Origin of the sequence: Saccharomonospora cyanea NA-134, from assembly GCF_000244975.1 — a bacterium.
In the GTDB taxonomy this organism is placed as follows: Bacteria; Actinomycetota; Actinomycetes; order Mycobacteriales; family Pseudonocardiaceae; genus Saccharomonospora; species Saccharomonospora cyanea.
This window is the reverse complement of sequence record NZ_CM001440.1, coordinates 4,506,828-4,526,487: the sequence shown is the minus strand read 5'-3', so window position 1 is coordinate 4,526,487 and position 19,660 is coordinate 4,506,828. Positions and strand designations below refer to the sequence as shown.

Annotated in this window: 17 protein-coding genes, 1 tRNA gene and 1 riboswitch; of the genes, 10 read left to right on the top strand and 8 right to left on the bottom strand. The window is 69.8% G+C overall.

The window, feature by feature from the left end; genetic code table 11:
• The first annotated feature begins 45 nt into the window (after nt 1-45).
• The 8 genes from metG (at nt 46) to SACCYDRAFT_RS21065 (ending at nt 11,063) form a co-directional block, all read left to right on the top strand.
• Entirely contained in the window at nt 46-1,845 is a 1,800-nt protein-coding gene (gene metG, locus SACCYDRAFT_RS21100; protein WP_005459256.1) for a methionine--tRNA ligase, read from the top strand.
• On the top strand, nt 1,842-2,699 hold the full coding sequence (locus SACCYDRAFT_RS21095; protein WP_005459255.1) for a TatD family hydrolase: 858 nt from the start codon (nt 1,842-1,844) through the stop codon (nt 2,697-2,699). The genes metG and SACCYDRAFT_RS21095 overlap by 4 nt, the downstream gene beginning before the upstream one ends.
• Nucleotides 2,700-2,914: 215 nt before the next feature.
• Nucleotides 2,915-4,333, top strand: a complete 1,419-nt coding sequence (locus SACCYDRAFT_RS21090; protein ID WP_005459254.1) for a resuscitation-promoting factor — start codon at nt 2,915-2,917, stop codon at nt 4,331-4,333.
• 43 nt (nt 4,334-4,376) lie between these two features.
• A complete protein-coding gene (rsmA, locus tag SACCYDRAFT_RS21085) occupies nt 4,377-5,234 on the top strand; it encodes a 16S rRNA (adenine(1518)-N(6)/adenine(1519)-N(6))-dimethyltransferase RsmA (RefSeq protein ID WP_005459253.1) in 858 nt (285 codons plus the stop codon).
• A 53-nt stretch (nt 5,235-5,287) separates the two neighbouring features.
• A riboswitch (SAM riboswitch) is annotated at nt 5,288-5,377 on the top strand.
• A gap of 192 nt (nt 5,378-5,569) precedes the next feature.
• Complete coding sequence (locus SACCYDRAFT_RS21080; protein ID WP_005459252.1) at nt 5,570-6,574, top strand: methionine ABC transporter ATP-binding protein; 1,005 nt, start codon at nt 5,570-5,572, stop codon at nt 6,572-6,574.
• 36 nt (nt 6,575-6,610) lie between these two features.
• A complete protein-coding gene (locus tag SACCYDRAFT_RS21075) occupies nt 6,611-7,537 on the top strand; it encodes a 4-(cytidine 5'-diphospho)-2-C-methyl-D-erythritol kinase (protein WP_005459251.1) in 927 nt (308 codons plus the stop codon).
• Between the two features lie 30 nt (nt 7,538-7,567).
• Nucleotides 7,568-9,355: an ABC-F family ATP-binding cassette domain-containing protein gene (locus tag SACCYDRAFT_RS21070; RefSeq protein ID WP_005459250.1), complete on the top strand. Its 1,788-nt coding sequence runs from the start codon at nt 7,568-7,570 to the stop codon at nt 9,353-9,355.
• A 25-nt stretch (nt 9,356-9,380) separates the two neighbouring features.
• The gene (locus SACCYDRAFT_RS21065) at nt 9,381-11,063 is read left to right on the top strand and encodes a fatty acyl-AMP ligase (RefSeq protein ID WP_005459249.1); all 1,683 of its coding nucleotides are present in this window, start codon (nt 9,381-9,383) and stop codon (nt 11,061-11,063) included.
• A gap of 5 nt (nt 11,064-11,068) precedes the next feature.
• Here the strand turns inward: SACCYDRAFT_RS21065 and SACCYDRAFT_RS21060 are convergent, their stop codons facing one another.
• The 8 genes from SACCYDRAFT_RS21060 to SACCYDRAFT_RS21025 all read right to left on the bottom strand — a co-directional run bounded on the left by SACCYDRAFT_RS21060 (nt 11,069) and on the right by SACCYDRAFT_RS21025 (nt 17,793).
• Entirely contained in the window at nt 11,069-11,413 is a 345-nt protein-coding gene (locus SACCYDRAFT_RS21060; RefSeq protein ID WP_005459248.1) for a DivIVA domain-containing protein, read from the bottom strand.
• Nucleotides 11,413-11,712: a DivIVA domain-containing protein gene (locus tag SACCYDRAFT_RS21055; protein ID WP_005459246.1), complete on the bottom strand. Its 300-nt coding sequence runs from the start codon at nt 11,710-11,712 to the stop codon at nt 11,413-11,415. The genes SACCYDRAFT_RS21060 and SACCYDRAFT_RS21055 overlap by 1 nt, the downstream gene beginning before the upstream one ends.
• A 150-nt stretch (nt 11,713-11,862) precedes the next feature.
• The gene (pth, locus tag SACCYDRAFT_RS21050; protein ID WP_005459244.1) at nt 11,863-12,456 is read right to left on the bottom strand and encodes an aminoacyl-tRNA hydrolase; all 594 of its coding nucleotides are present in this window, start codon (nt 12,454-12,456) and stop codon (nt 11,863-11,865) included.
• 22 nt (nt 12,457-12,478) lie between these two features.
• Nucleotides 12,479-13,117, bottom strand: coding sequence for a 50S ribosomal protein L25/general stress protein Ctc (locus SACCYDRAFT_RS21045; RefSeq protein WP_005459242.1), 639 nt, complete (start codon nt 13,115-13,117; stop codon nt 12,479-12,481).
• A gap of 284 nt (nt 13,118-13,401) precedes the next feature.
• Complete coding sequence (locus SACCYDRAFT_RS21040) at nt 13,402-14,382, bottom strand: ribose-phosphate diphosphokinase (RefSeq protein ID WP_005459240.1); 981 nt, start codon at nt 14,380-14,382, stop codon at nt 13,402-13,404.
• Nucleotides 14,379-15,851 (bottom strand): bifunctional UDP-N-acetylglucosamine diphosphorylase/glucosamine-1-phosphate N-acetyltransferase GlmU, encoded by a 1,473-nt coding sequence (glmU, locus tag SACCYDRAFT_RS21035; RefSeq protein WP_005459238.1) that lies wholly within the window; start codon nt 15,849-15,851, stop codon nt 14,379-14,381. Before glmU ends, SACCYDRAFT_RS21040 begins: the two co-directional genes overlap by 4 nt.
• A 44-nt stretch (nt 15,852-15,895) precedes the next feature.
• A complete protein-coding gene (locus SACCYDRAFT_RS21030) occupies nt 15,896-17,623 on the bottom strand; it encodes a GGDEF domain-containing protein (protein WP_198284948.1) in 1,728 nt (575 codons plus the stop codon).
• A gap of 98 nt (nt 17,624-17,721) precedes the next feature.
• Nucleotides 17,722-17,793, bottom strand: a tRNA-Gln gene (locus tag SACCYDRAFT_RS21025).
• A gap of 160 nt (nt 17,794-17,953) precedes the next feature.
• Between SACCYDRAFT_RS21025 and SACCYDRAFT_RS21020 the strand changes: the two genes are divergently transcribed.
• Nucleotides 17,954-18,907, top strand: a complete 954-nt coding sequence (locus SACCYDRAFT_RS21020) for an acyl-CoA desaturase (RefSeq protein WP_005459234.1) — start codon at nt 17,954-17,956, stop codon at nt 18,905-18,907.
• Between the two features lie 142 nt (nt 18,908-19,049).
• On the top strand, nt 19,050-19,649 hold the full coding sequence (locus SACCYDRAFT_RS21015; protein WP_052309217.1) for a TetR/AcrR family transcriptional regulator: 600 nt from the start codon (nt 19,050-19,052) through the stop codon (nt 19,647-19,649).
• The last annotated feature ends 11 nt before the right edge of the window (nt 19,650-19,660 follow it).

The following is a 19,660-nucleotide window of genomic DNA, read 5'->3' as shown; positions in this document are numbered from 1 at the left end:
CCCTCGCGCACGAAACGCCGGAGGAGGTCCGTAGGCTAACCAGGTATGAGCACCCCAGTGTTGACCGCGGTGGCCTGGCCCTATGCCAACGGCCCCCGCCACATCGGCCACGTGTCCGGCTTCGGCGTCCCGTCCGACGTCTTCTCCCGCTACCAGCGAATGGCCGGCAACAGGGTGCTCATGGTGTCGGGTACCGACGAACACGGCACGCCGATCCAGGTGCAGGCCGACAAGGAGGGGCTGACCCCGCAGCAGGCCGCCGACAAGTACACCCGCCAGATCACCGAGGACCTGCGCGGCCTCGGGCTGTCCTACGACCTCTTCACGCGCACCAGCACCGGCAACCACGCCGAGGTCACGCAGCAGATCTTCCTCGCGCTGCACCGCAACGGCTACGTCATCCCCAAGACCACGACGGGCGCCATCAGCCCGTCGACGGGTCGCACGCTGCCCGACCGCTACATCGAGGGCACGTGTCCCATCTGCGGCTACGACGGCGCGCGCGGCGACCAGTGCGACAACTGCGGCAACCAGCTCGACGCCGCCGAGCTGCGCAACCCGCGCTCGCGCATCAACGGCGAGAAGCCGAAGTTCGTCGAGACCGAACACCTGTTCCTCGACCTGCCCGCGTTCACCGAGACGCTGGGCAAGTGGCTGTCCACCAAGACCGACTGGCGGCCCAACGTCCTCAACTTCACCCGCAACCTCGTCGACGACATGCGGCCCCGGCCCATCACCCGCGACCTCGACTGGGGCGTGCGGATCCCTCTCGACGGCTGGCGCGACCAGCCGCTCAAGCGGTTCTACGTCTGGTTCGACGCGGTGATCGGCTACTTCTCCGCGAGCGTCGAGTGGGCCCGTCGTACCGGCGACGCGAACGCGTGGCAGCAGTGGTGGAACAACCCCGACGCCCGCAGCTACTACTTCATGGGCAAGGACAACATCACGTTCCACGCCCAGATCTGGCCCGCGCTGCTGCTCGGCCACAACGGCGAGGGGGACAAGGGCGGCGAACCGGGCCCGTACGGGACGCTGCGGCTGCCCGACGAGATCGTGTCGAGCGAGTTCCTCACCATGAGCGGCTCGAAGTTCTCCACCTCGCGCGGCACGGTGATCTACGTGCACGACTTCCTGCGAGAGTTCGGCCCCGACACGCTGCGGTACTTCATCAGCGTCGCGGGACCTGAGACGCAGGACACCGACTTCACGTGGGACGAGTTCACCCGCCGCGTCAACTTCGAACTCGCCAACGAGTGGGGCAACCTCGTCAACCGTTCGATCTCGATGGCGCACAAGAACAACGGCGGTGTCCCGAGGCCGAACACCCCGACCCAGGCCGACGAGGACCTCAAGGCGCAGGCCCGCGCGGCGTTCGACACGGTGGGCGCGCACCTGAGCCGGTCGCGCTTCCGGCAGGCCGCCCAGGAGGCCATGCGCGTGGTGTCGGCGGCCAACAAGTACCTGTCCGACCAGCAGCCGTGGAAGCTGAAGGACGACCCGGAGCGTCGTGACACGGTGCTGCACACGGCGCTGCAGGTGGTGTCGGACGCGAACACGCTGCTCACGCCGTTCCTGCCGCACGCGGCGCAGAAGGTGCACGAGGCGCTGGGCGGCACCGGGGTGTGGGCGGCGCAGCCGGAGCTGAAGGAGGTCGCCGACCTCGACGTGCCCGACCGGGTGAACCCCATCCTGACCGGCGGCTACGACGCCGAGCAGGCTCGCTGGGAATCCAGGCCGATCGAGGTGGGCAGGCCGCTGGCCAAACCGACCCCGCTGTTCGCCAAGATCGACCCGAAGCTGGCCGAGACGGGGCCGGAATGGGCCCCGATCCAGGTGAACGGATGAGTCGTCGGGAACCGCCGCCGGTACCGGAGCGGCTTCCGGTACCGGCGGTCGACTCGCACACCCACCTCGACGCGTGCGGCGCGACGACACCCGAACAGGTGCGGGCGGCGCTCGACCGGGCGTCGGCGGCCGGGATCGCCGCCGTCGTCACCGTCGCCGACGACCTCGCCTCGGCGCGTTGGGTCGCCGAGGCGTCGGCGTGGGACGACCGGCTCCACGGCGCCGTCGCCCTGCACCCGACCCGCACGAAGGACTTCACAGCCGAGCAGAGGGCCGAACTGGAGCGTCTCGCGGCGGCCGAGCACGTGGTCGCCGTGGGCGAGACGGGCCTGGACTACTACTGGGACTACTCGCCGCCGGAGGCCCAGCAGGAGGCGTTCCGCTGGCACATCGACCTCGCCAAGCGCGTGGGCAAGCCGCTCATGATCCACGATCGTGAGGCGCACGACGACGTGCTGTCGATCCTGGAGGCCGAGGGCGCTCCGGAGACGGTGGTCTTCCACTGCTTCTCCGGGGACGCCGACGTGGCGAGGCGGTGTGTCGACGCGGGCTACGTGCTGTCGTTCGCGGGCACGGTGACGTTTCGCAACGCGCACGCGCTGCGGGAGGCGGCCCGGCTGGTGCCCGACGAGCAGCTGCTGGTCGAGACCGACGCCCCGTTCCTCACCCCGCACCCGTTCCGCGGCAGGCCCAACGAGCCCTACTGCGCGGCGTACACGGTGGCGGGGCTCGCCGAGCTGCGGGACCAGCCTGTGGAGGCCGTGGCCGAGGCAGCGCGGCGTAACGCGGAGAGGGTATTCGGCTTCCGGATCTCTCACCCGAACGGCCCTGTGAGTTCACCGAGCGTGCCGTGAGGAAGATCACTAGTTGCCCCGGGGGTATTTGCGCAACCCCCCGGCACTCGTTATGGTCCCGTGACCGTGTCGGGTGGTGATCCGATGGGACCCACGGACCGCCACCCGCCTGGCCCACAGTCACGTCGGTGTACGTCGGGGAGAGCGTCCTGCGGGGCGCGATAGGGCGGCGCTGACTGCGGGAGTCGGTGTACTTACGTGAAGGGATCGACCCTGTGACTGATAGAGACGGGCATACGGCTGCCTCCACGGCCCTGCTCGACTGGCCGAGCGAAGCCGAGAACCTCGACTTCTCGCCCGAGCCGGAAGTCACACCCCACGACGTGCTGACCGCTCTCGGTCCCGACGCCGAGACCCTCATGGCGGAAGCGGGCGTCGACGTCGACGAGCTCATCAGGCTCATCAACGCCGAGACCACGATGCTTCCGCCGATCGTGTTGCCGACGGAGAAGGCGGACGAACCTCAGGAGCCGGCCGAGCCGGACGCCGAGGACGGTTTCGTCGGCGCCGTCAAGACGTGGAAGAAGCGCTTCCTGCGGGGCACCGTCCTCGCGGTCATGATCACCCTCACCGGCGGTGGTGCCGCGGCGCTCGCGATGAACAAGAGCGTCACGGTCGACGTCGACGGCGAGAAGCAGACCATCCGCAGCTACGGCGACACCGTCGGCGAGGTGTTGGAGGACGCCGGGATCAGCGTCGGCGCGCACGACGCCCTCTCGCCCTCCCCGCAGGCGCCGGTCGGTGACGGCGGGGTCATCAAGCTCGAACGCGGCCGTCAGCTCACCCTCGTGGTCGACGGTGAGTCCCGCGAGTCCTGGGTCCGGGCCACCACGGTGCGCGAGGCGCTGAGCCAGCTCGGGCTGGACCACCTGAACACCGGCGGCACCTGGTTCTCCGCGCCGCTGTCGGGTGAGGTGCCGCTCGACGGCATGCGCCTGGAGGTCAAGACCGAGAAGACCGTGACCCTCTACGACGGTGGCGAGAAGCCCCGTGAGGTCACCACCAACGCCGTCACCGCGGAGGAGCTGCTCGCCGAGCTGAACCTCGGCCTCGGCAAGCAGGACAAGATCGAAGAGGGCGCGGAGTTCAAGCTCACCGACGGCGCCGAGGTGCACGTCAGCCGCACCGGCGTGTCGGTGGTGAAGAAGACCGAGGTCATCGAGCCCGAGGTCGAGACCATCTACGACGACACCCTGGAGAAGGGCAAGGAGGTCGTCGAGGACGAGGGCAAGGCGGGCGAGAAGCTCGTCACCTACCGCGTGACGAAGAAGAACGGCAAGGTGATCGACAGCGAGGAGCTGTCGGTCGAGGTCGTCAAGAAGGCCGAGAAGAAGATCGTCCGGGTAGGGACCAAGGAGCCGGACGTCCCGCCCATCAGCGACGGGGCCGTCTGGGACGCGCTCGCGCAGTGCGAGTCGACCGGGAACTGGTCCATCAACACCGGCAACGGCTACTACGGCGGCCTCCAGTTCAACAAGCAGACCTGGGACGCCTACGGCGGCACCCAGTACGCGGCGTACCCACACCAGGCCACGCGCGAGCAGCAGATCGCGATCGCCACCAAGCTGCGGGACTCCCGTGGCGGCTACGGTGCCTGGCCGCACTGCTCCTCACAGCTCGGGCTGCCGCAGTAGAGCCCGCGGACCCGCTGTCCGGCGAGGACTTTAGGCTGGCCCGGTGAGCGACACACCGGGCCTGCTGGGAGCCGCCGAGATCCGCCGGTTGGCCTCGGCGCTGGGGCTGCGGCCGACGAAGAAGCTGGGCCAGAACTTCGTGCACGACGCCAACACCGTGCGTCGCATCGTGCACCTCGCCGACGTGGCGCCGGGGGACCCGGTGCTCGAGGTCGGCCCCGGCCTCGGTTCCCTGACTCTCGGGTTGTTGGACGCCGGTGCCCGTGTGCTGGCGGTGGAGATCGATCCCGTGCTGGCCGCGAGACTGCCCACCACCGTCGCCGAGCACGCGCCCGACGGTGCCGCGCGGCTCACCGTGCTCGAACGCGACGCCCTGCGGCTGCGCGCGGACGAGTTGCCCACCGCGCCCGCGGCGCTGGTGGCGAACCTGCCGTACAACGTGGCCGTGCCCGTCGTGCTGCACCTGCTCGCCGAGCTGCCGTCGCTGCGCCACGCGCTCGTCATGGTCCAGACCGAGGTGGCCGATCGCATGGCCGCGTCACCCGGCAGCCGCGTCTACGGCGTCCCCAGCGTGAAACTCGCGTGGTACGGGCGGGCGCGCAAGGTCGCGGCGGTGTCCCGGTCGGTGTTCTGGCCGGTGCCGAACGTCGACTCGTCGCTGGTCGCGTTCGAGCGGTCGAGTCCACCCGAGGACGTCGAGCGCGACACCGTGTTCGAGCTCGTCGACACCGCCTTCGCGCAACGCCGCAAGACCCTGCGTGCCGCCCTGGCCTCGTGGGCGGGGTCGGCCGACCGTGCCGCCGAGATTCTCACTCGCGCGGGCATCGATCCCGCCACCCGAGGTGAACGACTCACGGTCGAGATGTTCGCCGAACTCGCCCGGGTTGCGGCGAGAGTGTGATCTCGCCCAGCCACGCTTGCCAACCGCGTGGTGGGTTCGATGTACTGTGGGGGCATCCATCCCGAGCGACCGAGAGACCTGGCTCCGAGACGTCGCAGCAACCGCCCCGATGGGGAAGGTGCTACCGCCAGGACCGATGGAGGACCTGTGTACCGCACGCCGCTCCTGACGCAGCGTCGAGTCGTCGATCAAGGCCGTCGCACGGTGTGTGCTTGTTGTAGCCACACCGTTTCCCGCTGAGCGCCCTTCCTTTCGACCAACGTCGGTTCTTAGCCGTCTGCCTACTTTCGGACGTCCTGTGCTGGACGCCCGTTTTCGAGCTGCCTGGAGCTTTGGTGATCACCGTCGAGAACGTCAGTAAGTCGTTCACCTCCGCCGACTCCCCCGTGGTCGCGCTGCGCGATGTCAACCTCACAGTGAACGCGGGTTCACTCTTCGGCATCGTCGGACCGGCGCAGGCCGGTAAGACGACGCTGGCACGCTGCGTCGCGCTGCGGGAGCGGCCCGACAGGGGCACGGTGCGCTACGACGGCATGGACACCAGCAGGCTCGCGGGCCGCAAGCTGTGGGGCGCGCAACGGCAGGTCGCGGTGGTGGACCCCGCGTTGCGGCCGGAGCGCACCGTCGCGGGCAACATCGCCGCCCCGCTGGAGCGGATGGGCGTGGACCCCGACCGCAGGCGCAGCCGGGTCGGAACGTTGCTCGACGTCATCGGGCTCTCGCGGGCGGGCGCACGGCTGCCGTCGGAACTCACCGCGGGGCAGCAGCGTCGCGTGGCCCTCGCACGGGCACTGGCCACGGCGCCGTCGGTGTTGCTGGCCGACGACCCCACCCACGGTGTCGGTGGCGAGGAGTCCGCCGCGGTGTTGTCCGTCCTCGACCGGGCCAGGGCCGAACTGGGCGCCACCGTCATCGTCACCTCCCGGGACGCCGACATCGCCCGCCGGGTCTGCGACGAGGTCGCGCTGCTCGACCGGGGCAGGGTCGTCGAGTCCGGCACGCTGCTGAGCCTCCTCGGCAAGCCCGGAAGCCCGATCGCGGAGGCCCTGCTGCCCCGGGTCGACACCCCGAGGACACACCTGTCCGCCTACGACCGCGCCGTGGACGTCGTCCTCGTCGGTTTCGCCGCCGTGGGAGCCCTGCTGCCCGAGGCCGCTGCCCGCTTCGAAGTCGACTTCACCACCATCGGTGGCGGCCTGACCCGGCTCGGTGACACTCCGGTGGCTCGCTTCCGCCTCGGCGTGGAGGGCCAGCGGGCCGACGCCGCACTGGCGTGGATCGCCGAACGCGGCGCGCACGTGAGTACGCCGATGTACGGCCTGCGCGACGTCGCCGCCTGAACCAGCGGTTCCGGGCGGCCAAGTAGGCTGGTGGGCGTGCTTGCCGTCGTACCGCCGCCCGTGACCGTGCGAGTGCCGTCGAAGATCAACCTGCATCTGTCGGTCGGTGATCTGCGCGACGACGGCTACCACGATCTCACGACCGTGTTCCACGCGTTGTCGCTGACCGACGAGGTCACGGTGTTCGCGAGCCCCGAGGCCGGGATCGAGGTCTCCGGCGAGGGGGCCAGGCTGGTGCCCACCGACGACGGCAACCTGGCTGTGCGCGCGGTCCGCGCGCTGGCCGAACACGTCGGCAAACCGGACGAGGCCAACCGGGTACGCGTGGTGATCCGCAAGGGTATCCCCGTGGCCGGAGGCATGGCGGGCGGCAGCGCCGACGCCGCCGCCGCGCTGCTCGCGTGCTCCACGCTGTGGAACCTCGACCTGCACCGCGACGAGCTGGCGGAGGTGGCCGCGACGCTCGGCAGTGACGTACCGTTCGCCCTGTACGGCGGCACGGCCCTGGGCACCGGTCGGGGTGAGCAGCTCGTGCCGGTGCTGTCGCGGCACACCTTCCACTGGGTGCTCGCGTTCGACCAGCGAGGGCTGTCGACCCCGAAGGTGTACGGGGAGCTCGACCGCCTCCGCCAGGCAGGCGACCCGCCGAGGGTCGGCTCACCGGAGGCGTTGCTGGAGGCGCTGGCCTCCGGCGATCCACGCCGCCTCGCCCTGCTGCTCGGCAATGACCTCCAGGCGGCGGCCGTGTCACTGCGGCCGGGTCTGCGCCGCACGTTGCGTGCCGGGGTGAGCGCGGGCGCGCTCGCCGGCGTGGTCTCCGGGTCCGGCCCGACGTGCGCGTTCCTGTGCTCCGACGGCGACTCGGCACTCAAGGTGGCCGCCGAACTCGCGGGCGCGGGAGTGTGCCGCACGGTGCGCGTGGCACACGGACCCGTGCCGGGCGCCCGCGTGTGCGACGAGTGACGCGAAACGACGGAAGGACGTAACAGGCGGATGGCCAACCTGGTCAACCTCGAGTCGGTCAGCAAGTCCTACGGCGAGCGGATGCTGCTCGACGCCGTGTCCCTCGGCGTCGGGGAGGGGGAGCGGATCGGCGTCGTCGGACTCAACGGCGGCGGCAAGACCACCCTGTTGGAAGTGCTGGCCGGACTCACCCCGCCCGACTCGGGCCGGGTGAGCCACACCCGTGACCTGCGTATGCGGGTCGTGACCCAACGCACCGAGCTGGCCGAGGGCAGCACGGTCGGTGGTGTGGTGCTGGCCGACTACGCCGCCGAGCACGAGTGGGCCTCCGACGCTCGGGTTCGCTCGATCGTGGACGGGCTCGGCATCTCCGCCATCGGCCTCGACACGCCCACGGACACGCTGTCCGGTGGGGAACGCCGCAGGGTCGCACTGGCCGCCGCGCTCGTGGCCGAACTCGACCTCGTGGTGCTCGACGAGCCCACCAACCACCTCGACGTCGAGGGTGTGCGGTGGCTGGCCGACCACCTGCTGGCGCGCAGGACCGCGCTCGTCGTCGTCACCCACGACCGCTGGTTCCTCGACACCGTGTGCGGGCGGACGTGGGAGGTCACCGGCGGGAAGGTGGAGCAGTACGAGGGCGGGTACGCGGACTGGGTGTTCGCTCGCGCCGAGCGGGCTCGACTCTCCGCGGCCGCGGAGGAGAAGCGCCGTAACCTCGCCCGCAAGGAACTCGCGTGGCTGCAACGCGGCGCGAAGGCCCGCACGTCCAAGCCGCGGTACCGCGTCGAGGCCGCCGAGGCCCTGATCTCCGGCGTGCCCGAGCCGAGGGACTCGGTGGAGCTGTTGACGTTCGCCAAACGTCGACTGGGCAAGACCGTGCTGGAGCTGGAGGACGTCACGCTCTCGACGGGCGAGCGCACGTTGCTCGACGACGTCACCTGGCGCATCGGCCCCGGAGACCGGATCGGCATCGTCGGAGTGAACGGGTCGGGCAAGACCACGCTGCTGCGGTTGCTGGCGGGGGAGACCGGACCGGAGACGGGCAGGCGGATCGAGGGCAAGACGGTGCACCTGGCCCACCTGAAGCAGGAACTCGACGACCTGCCCGGGGACCTGAGAGTCCTCGAAGCCGTCGAGAAGGTCGCCTCCCGGGTCACGCTGGGCAAGTACGAACTGTCCGCCTCCCAGCTCGCCGAGCGTCTCGGGTTCGGCCGTGCCCGGCAGTGGACGCCCGTCGAGGACCTGTCCGGTGGCGAGCGACGCCGGTTGCAGCTCGTGCGGCTGCTCATGGCCGAGCCCAACGTGCTACTGCTCGACGAGCCCACCAACGACCTCGACATCGACACCCTCCAGCAGTTGGAGGACCTGCTCGACTCGTGGCCGGGCACGCTCGTGGTGGTGTCGCACGACCGTTACCTCGTCGAGCGTGTGTGCGACAGCGTCGTGGCGCTCTTCGGCGACGGTCGCATCACCCACCTGCCCGGAGGGATCGACGAGTACCTGGAAACCAGGGCCGAGCGCGCACGTAAGCGCGATGCTCGCGGCACCGGGCAGTCGGCGAAGGCCGAACCGGAGCCCGGCGCGGAGCCGCGACTGAGCGCGGCCGAGTGGCGTGCCGCGACGAAGGAACTGGCCAAACTGGAACGAAAACTGGACGCCGTGCAGGCGCGGGAAGCGCGACTGCACGAGGCGCTGGCCGCGGCCGCGACCGAGCCCGACCGGCTGATGGAGCTGAACAGCGAGCTCAAGGCCGTGCTGGCGGAGAAGGAAGACCTCGAACAGCGGTGGCTGGAGACATCCGAGGCGCTGGAGTGAAACCGGGCGAGGTTAAAGTTTACTCATGAGTCGGTTCGTGGAGACGATGGTCACCACCGCGCACGCGGGTGGCCGGGAGCGGGGGATGGTCACCGGGGAACCCCGGGAGCCCGTTCGGAGAACGTGGTTCGAGGTGCACCAGCGTGCTCGCCGCGTCGCCGGAGGCCTCGTCGAGGCTGGGCTCGAACCCGGTGGTGCGGTCGCGGTGCTGGCCGGCTCTCCCGAGCTCATCGCGCCGACGGTGCAGGGTGTGTGGCTCGCGGGCGGCAGCGTCACGATGCTGCACCAGCCCACCGCGCGCACCGACCTCGCGAGGTGGGCCGAGGACACGCTCCGGGTGTTGCGGATGATCGGTTCGTCCCTCGTCGCGCTCGGCGAGCCGTTCGACGGCCTCGCGCCGGTTCTCGACGAACACGGCATCGCCTACCGCTCGATCGGTGCTCTGCTCGAAGCCGAGCCACTGGCCGAACCCGTCCCGACGGGAGAGGACGCGCTGGCGCTCCTGCAGCTCACCAGTGGGTCCACAGCGGACCCGAAGGCCGTGAAGATCACGCACGGCAACCTGTTCTCCAACGTCACCGCGATGGTGCAGCGTGCGGAGTTCGACTTCGACACCGACGTCATGGTGTCGTGGCTCCCGTTGTTCCACGACATGGGCATGGTCGGCTTCCTGACCGTGCCCATGACGTTCGGCGTGGAGCTCGTCAAGATCACTCCGGTCGACTTCCTCAGCGGTCCGCTCGTGTGGCCGGAACTGATCAGCAAGTACCGCGGGACCACCACGGCAGCGCCGAACTTCGCGTACGCCATCGTGGGCCGCAGGCTAGCCAAGGTCGACGACGACAACGCGTACGACCTGTCGAGCCTGCGTATCGCTCTCAACGGCGCCGAGCCGATCGACCCCACCGCCGTTCGCACGTTCACCGACGCGGGCAAGCGGTTCGGCATGCCGGCCGAATGCGTGTTCCCGGCGTACGGCCTCGCCGAGGCCACGCTCGCGGTGTCGTTCGCCCCGCTGTTCACCGGCCTCACCGTGGACGTCATCGAGGCGCGGCCGCTGGAGGACGACGACCGTGCGGTGGCCGTTCCGGAGGGCGATCCTCGGCGCGGCACCGACGAGGTTCGGCAGTTCGCCGTGCTCGGCCGTCCGTTGCCCGGTCTGGAGGCCCGGATCGTCGGCGAGGTTGGCGCGGTGCGCGCGGAGCGCGAAGTCGGGGAGATCCAGCTTCGCGGCGAAGCGGTGTCGCCGGGATACCTCACCGTGGACGGTCCGCTCGACACGAGGGACGCCGACGGCTGGTTTCCCACCGGTGACGTCGGGTACCTCGTGGACGGACAGATCGTCATCTGCGGCAGGAAGAAAGACGTCATCATCCTCGGCGGGCGCAACGTGTACCCCACCGACATCGAACGCGCGGCGAGTTCCGTGGACGGGGTCAGAGCGGGCAACGCCGTGGCGGTACGCATCGACGCGGGAACGCGCCGGGAGCGGTTCGCCGTCGTGCTCGAATCCACTGTGGCCGGTGACGTCGATGCCGAGCACGCGCTGGCGAAGGAGGTCGCGGCGCGGGTCCGCGACGCCGTGGACGCTCGTCCCTACGCGGTCGTGGTGCTGCCGAAGGGCAGTCTCCCCAAGACCCCGTCGGGCAAGGTGAAGCGCGCGGCCACCGCGACGCAGTACCGGGAACTCATCGACTCCCGGGCCTGACCGTCTCAGACCAACTTGCGCCACAGCGGCACGCGGGCGTGGCTGTGGTCGAGGGCGGGTGCGAGGTAGGGCGTCGACATCGCGGCGGATTCCCGCGCCGCGAGCGCCGCCTCCACCAGCCGCAGGAACGAGTCCACCGCGGCGGGGTCGTAGCCGACCGTCCGGCGGGCGAACGGGCACAGCGTGAACGCGACCTTGTGCACGTCCGCCGCCGTCACGGTGTCGCGACCCTCCAGTGTGGCCGCGACGCGGCTGAGGAAGGCGTCGACCTGCATGCGGTTGTAACCGCGGGTGCCCCACGGCGCGGGCGGGAACCAAGCCTTGTCGACGTCCTCGGCGGTGATGTCCATCAGTGTTCGTGGACCTTCGCCGTGACGACCGCCCGCCGCGGACCTCGGAACGCGGCGAGTTGCCGTTCCACTGCGTCGAGGAACTCGTCCACCTGTTGTTCGTCGTATCCGCGGCGTCCCAGCAGCGGTCGTCCGAACTGGACGTGGTGGACCTCGGCGGCGGTGAGGTCGTCCCGGCCCGCCAACGTCTTCGCGATGCGGCTGAGGAAGGCGTCGACCTCCGCCTTGGCGTAGCCGCGGCGACCGAACGGCGCGTTGTCGAACTGGATTGCGTTGACGTCGTCTGCGGTGAACGACATGGGACCTTCTCTCGGGCTCGAACGTCGTCGCTGTGCGCAACGACCTAGCCACGAGGAGTGGTCCCGGAAACCTGTCGGGGCGGAGTATGACTCTCCCGGGTGGCGGTCAGCACCCGGCCAGGTGACGGAAAGTCCGGTGTGGACTCTTGATCAGCGGCTGTGGAAAGCGTTCTGCGCGGCTGTCAGCCCCTTGCCGACCAGGGTTTCGACCGCGTCGGCGCAGAGGTCGATGTTCAGCGCCAGTTCGCGCCGCTCGGTGGTGGAGAAGTCCTTGAGCACGTAGTCGGCCGGGTCCATGCGACCCGGGGGGCGGTCGATGCCGAAACGGACCCGGAAGTAGTCCTGCGTGCCAAGGGATTTGGTGATGGAGCGAAGCCCGTTGTGGCCCCCTGCGCCACCGCCGAACTTCAGCCGCACCGATCCGTACGGCAGGTCCAGCTCGTCGTGGATCACCACGACGCCCTCGGGGCCGATCTTGAAGAAGCGCGTCGTACCCGCGACGGGACCGCCCGAGAGGTTCATGAACGACCGGGGCTTGGCCAGCACGACCCGGCGTCCCGCGAGGCGGCCCTCGCACACCTCCGCGCCGCCCTTGTGTGCCTTGAACCGGCCGCCGATGCGGTCGGCGAGCTCGTCCAGGACGAGGAAGCCGACGTTGTGCCGGTTGCCCGCGTAACGCGGTCCGGGATTGCCGAGGCCGACGAGCAACACCTGCTCGCCGGCCCCTGGCAGATCGTGGGTCACGGTCATGTCCTCGCGGGAAGACTCACGCGTTCTCGGGGGTCTCCGGCTTGTCCTCGACCACGCCCGCGCCCTCGACGTCCACCGTGGCCTCCATGGCGGCCTCGCTCGGAGCCTCGGCCACGACGACGACGAGCGCCTCGGGGTCGGTCACCAGCGTCGAGCCCTGCGGCAGCGAAACCTGCGAGGCGGCGATCTGCGTACCGGCCGCGGCGCCGTCGATCGACACCTCCAGCTGCTCCGGCAGGTGCGTCGCCTCGGCCTCGACCTGGACGGTGTCCAGCTCCTGCGTCACCAGGGTGCCGGGGGCCGACTGGCCGGTCAGGACGACCGGGACGTCGACGGTCACCTTCTCGCCGCGCTGGACGACGAGGAGGTCGACGTGCTCGATGTAGTTCTTCAGCGGATGGAAGGTCACGGTCTTCGTGAGCGCGAGCTGCGTGGCGTCCGCACCGTCGGTGCCCTTGACGTCCAGCGTGATGACCGCGTTCTGACCGTTCTCGCGGATCACGCGGGCGAACTCGATGGCAGGCAGTGCCAGGTGCCGCGGGTCGACGCCGTGGCCGTAGAGCACCGCGGGAATCTTGCCTGCGCGACGGGTGCGGCGCGCGGCGCCCTTGCCGAACTCGGTGCGCGGTTCGACCGTGAGACGTACCTCGGACACGGGGATGCACTCCTTGTGGTGGAATCGAGATCGTTGCTTGTCGGCTGTCCGGCGGCGAGTCCACGACGTGCGCGCACGAGGGCCCTCGAAGCCGCCGCGTCGATCACGTCGGGCGCCGGCGACCTCTCGCGGCACCCACCTCGCCGAGACAACCGCTACAGTCTAGGCCAACCGATCCGACCCGTTCACAGCACCCGGCGGTTACCGACGGTGGGCGGAAAAGCCCGAAGGCCACCGCCCGGGAGACGGTGGCCTTCGGTGGAAGCGACGGGACGTCGGTCGGCTCACGCGCTGCCGTCGAAGAGGCTCGTCACGGAGCCGTCCTCGAAGACCTCCTGGATGGCGCGGGCGAGCAGCGGCGCGATCGACAGCACCGTGAGCTTCGCGAAGCGCTTCTCCTCCGGGATCGGCAGCGTGTTGGTGACGACGACCTCCCTGACCGGCGCCTTCGCGAGGCGTTCGGTGGCCGGGTCGGACAGGATGCCGTGGGTGGAGGCGATCACGACATCCGCCGCGCCCTCCTCCTTGAGCGCGTCGGCGGCCTTGGTGATCGTGCCGCCGGTGTCGATCATGTCGTCGATCAGCACGCACAGCTTGCCCTTCACGTCACCGACGACGCGGTTGGCCACGGCCTGGTTGGGCTTGTCGGGGTCGCGAGTCTTGTGGATGAACGCGATCGGCCGGTCACCGAGCTGCTGTGCCCACTTCTCCGCCAACCGCACGCGGCCCGAGTCCGGCGACACGACGGCGATGTTCTCGTGGCCGTAGTTCTCGTTGATGTACTTCGCGAGCACGTTCTGCCCGTGCAGGTGGTCGACGGGGCCGTCGAAGAAACCCTGGATCTGCGCGGTGTGCAGGTCCACCGTCAGGATGCGGTCGGCGCCCGCCGTCTTGAACAGGTCGGCGACGAGCCGCGCCGAGATGGGTTCGCGGCCCTTGTGCTTCTTGTCCTGCCGCGAGTACGGGTAGAACGGCACGATCGCGGTGATGCGCTTGGCGCTTCCGCGCTTGAGCGCGTCCACCATGATGAGCTGTTCCATGATCCACTCGTTGATCGGCGGGGAGAAGCTCTGGAGGACGAACGCGTCCGTGCCGCGGACGGACTCCTGGAAGCGGACGTAGATCTCGCCGTTGGCGAAACTGTGCAGCGTCTGCGGGGTGATCGTCACGTTGAGGTGCTTCGCGACCTCTTCGGCGAGTTCGACGTGCGAACGGCCGGCGAAGAGCATGAGGTTCTTCTTCGGCGTGCCGGATTTCGGGCTCATTCTGGCGACTTCCCGTCGGTTTCGGTTTCCTGCTGTGCGGCGAGCGCCTTCTCCGCTGCCTCCGCCGCGGGTGTGCCGGGCCTGCGCCTGACCACCCAGCCTTCGATGTTGCGTTGTGGTGCCCCCGACACGGCGAGCGCACCCGGAGGAACGTTGCGACGAATCACCGTCCCAGCACCACTGTATGCGCCGTCCCCCACTGTGACCGGCGCGATGAACATCGTGTCCGAGCCGGTGCGGACGTACGAGCCCACCACGGTGTGGTGCTTTTCGACCCCGTCGTAGTTGACGAACACACTGGACGCACCGATGTTGCTGTACTCGCCGATGGTCGCGTCGCCGACGTAGGTGAGGTGCGGCACCTTGGTGCCGCGGCCGATCTCGGCCTTCTTCGTCTCGACGAACGTGCCGATCTTGCCGCCCTCACCGAGCTTCGTCCCGGGCCGCAGGTAGGCGAACGGGCCCACCTCCGCGCCCTCCCCGAGGAGCGCGCCGCTGCCGTGGGTGCGTACGACCCTGGCGCGGGGTCCCACGGTGACGTCGGTGAGCGTCGTGTCGGGGCCCACCTCCGCGCCCTCGCCGACCGTCGTGCGGCCGTGGAGCTGCACGTTCGGCCTCAACACCACGTCGGGGGCGAGTTCGACGTCCGCGTCGAGCCACGTGGTGGCCGGATCGACGACCGTGACCCCGGCGCGCTGCCAGCGCCGCACGATGCGCCGGTTCAGCTCCGCGCCGAGCGTCGAGAGCTGCACCCGGTCGTTGACGCCCTCGGTGAGCCACGGGTCGCCCACCTCGAGCGCGCCGACGCCGCGGCCGTCGCCGCGTGCGATTCCGAGCACGTCGGTCAGGTACAGCTCACCCTGCGCGTTGTCCGTCGAAAGCCGTGACAACGCGTCGACGAGTACCGCCGTGTCGAAGGCGTAGACACCCGAGTTGATCTCGGTGATCGCGCGCTGGTCGGGGTCGGCGTCCTTGTGCTCGACGATGCCGGTCACCTCTCCCGCGTCGTCACGCACGATCCGCCCGTAGCCGGTGGGGTCGTCCACGACCGCGGTCAGCACCGTGACCGCGTTGCCGCGTTCGCGGTGTTCGGTGAGCAGCGCCGACAGCGTGTCGGTGTCCAGCAGCGGGACGTCGCCGTAGGTCACCAGCACGGTGCCCGACGCCGCCGACGGCAACGCGGCGAGCGCACACGACACGGCGTGGCCGGTGCCCTTCTGGTTCTCCTGCACGGCACACGTGACGGGGCGGCCCAGCACGTTCTCCACGTGGGCGAGGTGGTCGCGGACCGCCTCCCTGCCGTGCCCCACCACCACGACGAGCTGGTCGGGGTCGAGTCCGGCCGCCGCGCGGACCGCGTGTTCGACCAGCGGTCGCCCCGCGATCGGATGCAGGACCTTCGGGAGCTTGGACCTCATGCGGGTGCCCTCACCCGCGGCGAGAATGACGGTGCTCAGCGGGCCGGTCACGGCACTCCTCGGGGATGGAAGGGGATGTCCGACGGCCCACGATCCTACGGGTGGCCTCCTGCCTGCGCCGTGGGGTCGGTCCCCTGTGAGTGGGTGGCGCCACGTTCGACCGAGCCGTCCTCACCCGCCGGGCTCGACGCGATCTGGTTGCCGCCCCGGCGCTTCGCCTGGTACATCGCGGCGTCGGCGCGCGACAACACCTCCTCGGCGCTCTCCTGCGCGCGCAGGCACACCTGGCCCACCGAGAGCGTGACGCCGTGGGACAGGTGCCGGGGTAGCGACGCCACGGCCTTCACCGCTCGCGTCAGCGCCTGGGTCGCCGCGGACATCGACGCCTTCGGAAGCAGGATCACGAACTCGTCACCGCCGTAGCGCGCCACGATGTCGTCGGCGCGGAGGGCGTCGCGCAGCGTGCTCGCCACCACGCGCAGTACCGCGTCGCCCTCGGCGTGCGAGTGCTGGTCGTTGACGTCCTTGAACCCGTCGAGGTCCACCAGCGCCACCGAGAGCGGCTCGGAGGACGTCGAGGTGGCGAAGGCGCGCAGGCGCTCGTCGAGTGCCCGGCGGTTGGGCAGGCTGGTGAGCGGATCCTGCATGGCCTGCTGCGTGATCGCGCCGTGTTCCGCCGACAGGCGCTCGTGCTCCCTGCGCGTGTTGAGCGTGGCGATCTGCGACTCGCGCATGGACCACAGCTCGTCCTCCAGCGCCGTGGCGTAGTCGAGAAGCAGACGCATGGGGTCCTCGTCCGGCGAGGGGGCGTCGCTCTGCCGTTCCGTGTCGTCCGCGAGGCCGCCGCTGAGCGTGGTGAGCTCCCGGAGGAGGTTCAGGCGCATCGACGGCTGCGACGTGTCCTCGGCCTCGGTGTGGCGTGCTTCCAGCAACGTCCGCATCGCCTCGGCTTCGCGGCCGTCGGCGACCAGGCAGCGTGCGAGGGCGATGGTCACCAGCAACTGTTCGTGCGGATAGCCCGTTTCGCCGGTGAGCTTGCGAAGTCGCTCGACGTGCGCCGCGGCCGGGGCCGCCAGTGCCAGCGACGCCGCCAGGACGCCCACCTGCTCCACGGCGGGCACCCCGGGTTTGCGCGGGAACAACGACTCGGCGAACGACGCCTCCACCGCGATCGTCATGGACGCCGCCGTGCGGAACTTCTCACCCGCCTCCTCGGTGCGGCCGACGCGTTCCAGACGCAGCCCCCAGCCCAGCAGCATCTTCACGCGGTTCATCAACTGCAGCGTGATCTCGTGCGGGCCCGCGCTGTCCCGGATGGCCTGATGGGCGCGGGTGATGACCTCCTCCGCCGCCTCGTACACGCCGAGCTGGTTCAACACGATCCAGCAGTCGTTGAGCGCGGACGCCAGCAGCCGGTCCCACGCGCGCCTGCCGAGGTGCACCTCGGGTGCGGGAACGTCGTCGAGCAGCGCCAGTGCGCGCGCGATCTCGGTGAGCGCGGCGTCCTCCTGCTCCCTGAGCACCAGCAGCCTGCCCCGCAGGGCGTGCGCGTCGGCGCGCAGGAGCGCGAGCCCGTGCCGCCGGGTGTGCGTGAGCATCTCGTCGAGCAGCGGCTCCGCCTCGTCCGCGAGGCCGCGGGTCACGAGGCGCGCGAGTCCGGCCGCTCTGAGCAGGTGGGCCACCAGCGTCGGCTCGCCGCGACGGCGGGTCTCCTCGAGGAGTTCGTCGAGGGTCTCGGTGACGCGGAGCTGTTCGGCGTGGTCCGTGCGCTGGACGGCAGCGATGAGTTCACGGGCACGGCCCAGTACCCAGGCGTCGGACATGTCTCCCAACGCCGGATGCCGCTCGCCGTCCACGTTGCCCCCGTGCAGCCGCCCCCACCCCCTTCAGGCATCTCCTGGCACGTCAGGAGCCACCTTCGCTCCGCCGCCAGGACTCGAACCTGGACTGTCAGAACCAAAATCTGAAGTGCTGCCAATTACACTACGGCGGATCGCGCCTGGTCAGGATAGCCAGTGCGGAATCGGGTACTCACCGAGGGGCGTCCAAGCGACGTTTCGCCTCTCCCGACACGAGGAAACCTCCTGTACCGTAACTTACGGAAACGTAGGTAAGGGTCACCTTGCCGATTCTCGTGGAAAGAAGTGAAGCGTATGACGGCCACTCTCGACGAATCCGCGGCGAAACCCGCGCGAGGCCCCAAACCCATCCTCGACGGCAAGCGCTCCGCGGGCGTGCAGTTCTCGGTCTACTTCGGTGTCATCGCCCCGCTGGCCGCGCTCGTCGCCGCCGTCCCCTTCGCCTGGGGATGGGGCTTGACGTGGGTCGACGTCGGGCTGTTCGTTCTCTTCTACGCCATCACGGGACTCGGGATCACCGTGGCGTTCCACCGCCACTTCACCCATGGTTCCTTCAAGGCCAAGCCATGGCTGCGGGTGGTCATGGCCATCGCGGGCAGCATGGCCCTGCAGGGCCCGGTCATCACGTGGGTCGCCGACCACAGGCGGCACCACGCGTTCTCCGACAAGGAGGGCGACCCGCACTCGCCGTGGCTGTTCGGCACCTCCCCGATGGCCATCGCGAAGGGTTTCTGGCACGCCCACATGGGCTGGCTGTTCGAGCGGGACCGCAGCAACGCCGAGCGGTTCGCGCCCGACCTGCTCAAGGACAAGGCCATCAGCCGCGTCGACCGCCTGTTCTGGCTGTGGACGCTGCTGAGCTTCGCGCTTCCCGCTCTGCTCGGCGGCCTCATCACGTGGTCGTGGTGGGGTGCCGTCACCGCCTTCTTCTGGGCCGGACTGGTGCGCGCGTGCGTGCTGCACCACGTGACCTGGTCGGTGAACTCGATCTGCCACATGATCGGTGAACGGCCGTTCGCGGCACGGGACCGGTCGGCCAACTTCTGGCCGCTCGCGATCTTCTCGTTCGGCGAGTCGTGGCACAACCTGCACCACGCGGACCCGACGTCCGCCCGGCACGGCGTCAAGCGCGGCCAGATCGACATCTCCGCGCGGCTGATCTGGCTCTTCGAGAAGTTCGGCTGGGCCTACAACGTGCGCTGGCCGACTCCCACCCGCCTGGCGAAGCTCGCGGTCGAAGGCAAGTAGTCGCCGCAGCGGGAAGCACCTCCCGTCCTGCTGAGCCGTCTCGCGGTCACCGGGCTAGGCTGCCTCGGTGGCCGCGAGACGACGAGCGAAACGAGACGTGGTCACCGGGGTCGGTTCGGACCGCCCGGTGACTCGCGTCCGCATGACCGGAGCCGAACGCAGGCAGCAGTTGCTCGACGTCGCGCGGTCGTTGTTCGCGGAGAAGGGCTTCGACGGGACGTCGGTGGAGGAGATCGCCCACCGGGCCCACGTGTCGAAGCCGGTGGTGTACGAGCACTTCGGGGGCAAGGAAGGCATCTACGCCGTCGTGGTCGACCGCGAGACCAGGGTGCTGCTCGACCGCATGGTCTCGACGCTGCACGGCGGTCATCCCCGCGAGTTGCTGGAGCAGGCGGCAGCCGCGCTCCTCCAGTACGTCGACGACTGCCACGACGGGTTCCGCATCCTCGTACGCGACTCGCCGGTGGCGAGTTCCACGGGTACGTTCTCCACGCTGCTCAACGACATCGCCAGCCAGGTGGAGTACATCCTGGCGCAGGAGTTCGACGCGCGTGGCTACGACGACAAGCTCGCGCCGCTGTACGCGCAGGCGCTGGTCGGCATGGTGGCGCTCACGGGCCAGTGGTGGCTCGACGCGCGCAAGCCCAAGCGCGACGAGGTGGCGGCCCACCTGGTGAACCTGGCCTGGAACGGCCTCTCCAACCTCGAACACAAGCCCAAACTGCGGCTCAAGCGTTCCTGACGGGACGCCCC